Genomic DNA, 6179 nt, shown 5'->3' on the forward strand with positions numbered 1-6179 from the left:
CTTCCTGGAAACCATAGAACGCCCCGGAGTTCAGGCTGCCATCGGTCAAGAAACTCAGCACCAGCGACTCGATCAGCGCATGGTTCACGTCGTATGCGGCGATAGATGCCTCGCCCGAGCCTGGCGCCCAATTCAAAAAGCCGCCAAAACCCGACACGGCGGTGTCGAAGGTGAAGGTCATGCTGGAGGTGCTGTCGTTGGTGGCCACCAGGGTTTTGTTGTAGTCCCAGTCGCCATTGGCATCAAAGCCATAGCCATCGGTGCTGCCAAAAGCCGCGTCACTGCCGTTGCTGCTCCAGGTGATGCCGGGCGCAAAGTTGAACGGGCCGGTGCCAAAAATATTCTTCACCGGTGTGGTCAGTGGGGTCGCCCCGACCAGGGAGGTGACCGGCACGGCAGCGGCGGGCATGCTGGCTGCGCCCGCCAACAGGCAGGCCGCGCCAACCAGGCGGGAAATAGTGTTTTTCATAGCGGTAAGGAATCTGGTTGAAAAAGGGGGTGCCCGCGCATGCACGGGCACCGGTGTGTTGCCAGGGCGGCTTTATCGCGGGCCTTATTGCGTTTCGAGCGTGAAGGACGCGTCTATCTTCTGCTGCGCATTGGCCGTGCTGGGCAGCCCCATGAGCTGGTAGGCCATGTGCCGCAGGTACAGCGTGGTGTCGCCATACCACTGCAGCGACACCATGCTGGCGTCGCCATTCAGCGCCGGGACTTTACGGAAGGTGGCATCGCTCTTGAACGTGGTGCTGTCTTCCAGCGGGTCCACCCAGGTCAGGTGGTGTTTGTCGGCCGTGGCGATCCAACCCAGGCCGTAGCCCCGGTTCGCCTGGGTCAGGCTGCTGCCGGTGGGCCAGCGGGTCGGGTTGGCACTGTCGATGCGCAGGTAGCGGCCAGGGAAGCCGGTGGCCTCAAAAGACACCAGGTTCGGGTCGCTCGGATCGGCCAGACCCGGGGCGGCACGCCATTTGAAGTCGGCCGGTAGTTGTCCGTTGTTGGTGTCGTTCAGCGTGGTGATGATGCCGTGGAACCAGGCATGGGCCGCATAAAACGGTGTGCCGCCTTCGGAGTACGTGGTTTTGATACGGGTCGTGACGGCGGGCACGGTGACACCGTAGCGGGCCTTCAAGGCATCCAGCTGTGCCTGCGTCACGCGCACGGTATTGGCATGGCGCACACCTTCTGGCAGCTTGAAGTCCACGCCATTGGTGAGCTTGGTCCAGCTGGCGGGGTCGGCATCCAGGTTGGTGGTGGTCCAGCAGCCGAAAACACCGCCGTTGCCGTAGTAGTCGGCGTAGATGTACCACTTCTGCTGCCCTGGGATCTTGATGACCAGTGGCCCCTCGGTGCCTTGCATGGTGCTTTGGTTGGCACCACGCGTCAGGTAGTTGGGCGAGATGCGGGTGAAAGAGCCCGCCACCAGACCAGCACCCGACGACTTGGCCACCTGGATGTCCTTGCCGCTGCCGGTTTCATCTTTGTAGAACAGGTAGTTGTGGCCGTTGTAAGGCACTACGGTCGCGTCAATTTCGTCGTAACCGGGGTCAAACAAAACCTCGGGTGTGGGGTTGACCAGGCTGTTGAAATCCTTGGTGTAGCTGACATAGGTGCGGCCCCGGTCGGCATTGCCCGACCACACAATCGCGTACTTGCGGCGGTCCGAGTCGTAGTAGGTCTCTGGTGCCCAGGCATGGGGCTGGGTATTGGCCCCCAGGGTGCTGGCCATGGTCAAGAATCGGGGGTTGGTGAAGGTGATCAGATCGTCCGAATCGGCCACAAAAATACGCGAACTGGGCCGGTTCCAGTAGTTGGAGTCGTTGACCGCCAGCGTCCAGTCGGTGGCGATATAGACAAACTTGCCGTCGTTCTTGCGCAGGATGAACGGGTCGCGGATGTGGCCGGAGCCGCTGATGCCCTGGACCGTGGTGGGGGCCTGGTACACCGGCTTGCCCGCGTTCAAACCGCTCCAGTTCAAGCCGTCGGTACTGAAAGCCAGATGCAAGGAATCGTTGGCCAAATCCTGGTTAGGGCCGAAATAAGTCATCACCCAGGCCACCGAGTTGTCGGGGCTGGTGTCTGGCGCGATGTCTCCAGCCCCCGCCTTGGCGGTAAGCGAGGTCGCGGTGCTGGCCAGTCCGTCCGATCCGCCTCCGCCACAGGCGGAGAGAAGCGACAGAGTGGCCACCACGATTGCACTGGCTTTTGCCAGATTTTTCAATAAAGCCATGGTGAATATGCTCTTTCTGTGGGAGTGTGTAAGCGTCCTTGTCTTAAAAATGGATTTTTAGAAGTCTGTGGATGGCCTCTGGCGCGAACCCACACGCGACCGGTGTTTGTTGGCATGGTTCATGGCGAATGTCTCCTCATCGTTTTATAACGCGCCCATCTGGGATGGATGGGGCTGGCGGGGAGTGGATGGTATGTAAATTTATGATATTTATCTAATATAGATTGGGGAATATCAGATACATAAATTGGCATTGATGTATACCCTATTAAAACTTACCCCATGAAGGTATTCCCCAGTGCGGCAGCCGGAATTAGTGGGCTGCACCGTAATTTTTAGCGTTCACACACCGTCCACCAAGCGCACATGGAAAATCGTGATGAAAGAGCCAAGAACCGGTGGAAGTACCGGCGCGATGAATCCGTGGGTATGGTTTAGCCCGCAATATCCGACGGCATTATCTTGCGTGGATTTATAAACCGGGGTGTGGCTGCAGGTGTATTACCAAGCTGATTAACCCAGCCAACTATTCTCCGCAATAGGCGAAGCGGTGAAACCTATGATGGACGGCCCGGCCCAGATATACGCAGTGGTATTCTGGATTATCTCGCTGGTATGGCGGGCATTTAGTCCATACGGACTTTATTGGGATGTTTTGAAATGGCCAATGGCGACCACAGCCGTTTTGGCCATGCTTTTTGAGGGCGCTGCCTCCGCCCCACAATTGCTACTCAATTAATAGCTACTAGCGCAGGTGGATCCTGCGCTAGTAGCCCTTTTTACTTAAATTTAGCCCGATACCCAAACTGCCTATAGCGCCTGCCCCAAACGCGCAATGCCTTCTTCAATTTTCTCCACACCCACGGTCGCAAAGCTCAGGCGCAGCGTGGACACATCGGCATCGTGCGCAAAGAACGGTGCGCCGGGTACAAAGGCCACCAGCTTCTCGATCGCGCGCTTGGCAAATTCGCTGGCATCGCGCCCCTCGGTCAGGCGGGCCCAGAAGAACATGCCGCCTTGCGGGGCGTTGAAGGTAATGGCGCTGCCCAGTTCGCGTTGCAGGCTGGCGGCCATCACCCGGGCGCGTTCGGCGTAGGTGGTGCGCACCACGGCCAGCGCGCCGTCCAGACGGTTCAGCGTGAGGTAGTGCGCAGCAGTGGCCTGGGTCAGGTTGCTGGTGTGGGCATCGCTGAACTGCTTGCACATGGTGGCGGCGGCCAGCAAGGCGGGCGGGGCAATCATCCAGCCCACGCGCAGGCCGGGGCTGAGGATCTTGCTCATCGAGCCGCAGTGCACCAGCCAGTCGCGGCTGCCGGGCACGCCCGCGCTCAAGGCCAGCATGCTGGGGGGCGGCGCTTGGTCAAAATACAGCTCGCCGTAGGGGTCGTCTTCGACGATGAGGGTCTGCGTGCGCACCGCTATTTCCAGAATGCGCTTGCGCCGCTCCAGGCTCAGCGTAGCCCCGCTGGGGTTGCCGAAGGTGGGGATCAGGTAGACCAGTTTGGGCTTGTGTTGGTCGATCAACTTCTCGAGCGCATCCACGTCCACACCGTCTGCGTCGATGGGTGCGCCGATGAGCTTGGCACCGTACAGCCGGAAGCACTGGATGGTGGCCAAAAAGGTGGGCGCTTCCACAATAACCGTGTCACCGGGGTTGATCATGGTTTTGGCCACCAGGTCCAGCGCCTGCTGGCTGCCGGTGGTGACGATCAGGCCGTCCGGGGCCACGGTCGCGCCTTTGTTGCCCATGAAGCGGCTGAGCTGTTCACGCAGCGGATTAAAGCCTTCGGTGGCACCGTACTGCAGCACCGGGCCGGGATTGTTGGCCAAGACGGCGGCGGTGGACGCGGCAATGCCTTCCACATCGAACAGCGCCGGGTCGGGGAAGCCGCCCGCAAAGCTGATGATGCCGGGCGTGCCCAGCAGCTTGAAGAGTTCTCGAATGGCAGAGGTCTCGACGTTCTGGAGGCGGTCGGCAAACGGGAGGGAAGTAGGCAATGGCATATGGATGTACTCGCTTTCGGGAGAACATTGTCGCCAATCTGCGCAATGCCGTTACAGACAGCTGAAATGCGGGATTTACATACCCAAAAGTGCTCCATAAATCGTACAGAATAGGGCTGGATGTAACCAATCAATTCAAACCATACCCACAGGACGCACCATGCCCGACATCGCGGTATTTTTTCAAACGGTCAAGTTGCCCGTCATGTCTGAAGTAGCGCACGCGCTCATCCGCACGCTGAACGACGACAACGCGACGGGCCCGCAGGTGGCGGCCATCATCGCCAAGGATTCGACGCTCACGGCCAAGCTTTTACGCCTGGCCAACAGCGCCAGCTTTGGCCTGAGCCGCAGCGTCAGCTCGCTGGACGATGCCATCAGTCTGGTGGGTATGGGCCGGGTGCGCACGCTGGGCCTGGCAGCATCCATGGGCGATGCATTTCCGATGGTGGACGGGCTGAGCCAGACCGAGTTCTGGCGCAGTTGCATGGTGAGCGCGGGCTATGCGCAATGGCTGGCCGCCCACCTGGGGCTGGACGGCAGCGAAGCCTGGCTGGCCAGCATGATGGTGCGGCTGGGCGAGCTGATGATTGCCCAGGTGCAGCCCGCCAGCCTGGCCGAGATTGAAAAACTGCCGCACCAGCCCGGTGGGCGCTGGGAGCGCGAGCAACGCCTGACAGGTTTCAGCGAAGGCCAGATCACCGCCGAACTGGCACGCCGCTGGAACTTTCCCGCCGAGATCGTACGGGCGCTGGACACCTCGTCCGAGCCCATGGAAGCCAAGCCCTTCAACCGGCTGGGCGGCATCGTCCACCTGGCCATGCTGCTGGCCGACATGCCGCCCGGCGGCCCCGAGATGCTGGACGCCCTGCCCGAAGAGGTGGTGAAGAAGCTGCAACTCAACCCCGAGTGGATGCGCGCCAAGTTTCCCCTACCGGACTCCTTCATCCAAGTCAATTAATTTTCGGGGCTGAACTGCGGTGCTGAACTAGGTTTTAATTCCGGCATGAACCGTAACGCTATTGCCGGATTTTTTGCCACCCTCCAGGCCGCCAACCCGATGCCGGTGACCGAGCTGGAATACACCAGTGTGTTCGAGCTGCTGACCGCCGTGCTGCTATCGGCCCAGGCTACCGATGTGGGGGTCAACAAGGCTACCCGCCGTCTGTACCCGGTTGCCAACACACCGCAGGCCATTCTGGACCTGGGGCTGGACGGGTTGGAGGGCTATATCAAGACCATCGGCCTGTACCACAGCAAGGCCAAGCACTTGCTGCAAACCTGCCAGATGCTGGTGCAACTGCACGGCGGCCAAGTGCCGCGCACCCGCGAAGCCCTGGAAGCCCTGCCCGGTGTGGGCCGCAAGACCGCCAATGTGGTGCTGAACGTGGCCTTTGGCGAACCCACCATGGCGGTGGACACGCATATTTTTCGCCTGGGCAACCGCACCGGGCTGGCACCCGGCAAAACCCCATTGGATGTAGAAAAGGGCCTGCTCAAACGCATCCCGCCCGAATACAGGGTGGACGCGCACCACTGGCTGATCCTGCATGGCCGCTACGTCTGCCAGGCCCGCAAGCCGCTGTGCTGGCAGTGCGGCGTGGCCCAGTTTTGCGACTTTCAACCCAAGACAGTCGCGGCGGCGGGTTGAACGCTGGCAGTGGGTGGGCTGGTTTCAAACAGCAGCAACATCAGCCAGCCATCGCTGTACGAAGTTTCAAAAAGGTGAAACCAACGTCCATCGACCATGTCCACCACAAAATTACGTTGCGGCTGGCTACGCCGCTTGCCGTCCGCCGCCCGCAGCCAGGCTTCGATGTCATTAGTGGTGATACGCGGACCGACCTGCTGGGCATGGCTGTGGCGGACGATATCGGCAAAGCTGACCGTATCGTTTTGCACAGCATACAAACTGATGAAGGCCGGGTTGGCCACCGCAAGCCGGTCCGAC

At 60.4% G+C, this 6179-nt stretch carries 5 protein-coding genes and 1 pseudogene; 2 read left to right on the plus strand and 4 right to left on the minus strand.

Annotated elements, in window-relative coordinates; genetic code table 11:
- The 3 genes from ABI213_RS07290 to ABI213_RS07300 all read right to left on the minus strand — a co-directional run.
- Window positions 1-469 (minus strand): hypothetical protein (locus ABI213_RS07290; RefSeq protein WP_348026558.1); only part of this gene is annotated, 469 nt, incomplete at its 3' end.
- Between the two features lie 84 nt (window positions 470-553).
- A complete protein-coding gene (locus ABI213_RS07295; RefSeq protein WP_348026560.1) occupies window positions 554-2224 on the minus strand; it encodes an AbfB domain-containing protein in 1671 nt (556 codons plus the stop codon).
- Between the two features lie 810 nt (window positions 2225-3034).
- Window positions 3035-4228 (minus strand): PLP-dependent aminotransferase family protein, encoded by a 1194-nt coding sequence (locus ABI213_RS07300; protein WP_348026562.1) that lies wholly within the window; start codon window positions 4226-4228, stop codon window positions 3035-3037.
- A gap of 160 nt (window positions 4229-4388) precedes the next feature.
- Between ABI213_RS07300 and ABI213_RS07305 the strand changes: the two genes are divergently transcribed.
- Complete coding sequence (locus ABI213_RS07305; RefSeq protein WP_348007298.1) at window positions 4389-5189, plus strand: HDOD domain-containing protein; 801 nt, start codon at window positions 4389-4391, stop codon at window positions 5187-5189.
- 45 nt (window positions 5190-5234) lie between these two features.
- Complete coding sequence (nth, locus tag ABI213_RS07310; RefSeq protein ID WP_348026564.1) at window positions 5235-5879, plus strand: endonuclease III; 645 nt, start codon at window positions 5235-5237, stop codon at window positions 5877-5879.
- Here nth and ABI213_RS07315 read toward each other — a convergent pair.
- Window positions 5849-6179, minus strand: a pseudogene (locus tag ABI213_RS07315) (hypothetical protein); the annotation flags it as partial. The gene nth and the pseudogene ABI213_RS07315 overlap by 31 nt on opposite strands.

The sequence above is a fragment of the Rhodoferax sp. genome, from assembly GCF_039922535.1.
In the GTDB taxonomy this organism is placed as follows: Bacteria; Pseudomonadota; Gammaproteobacteria; order Burkholderiales; family Burkholderiaceae_C; genus Rhodoferax_B.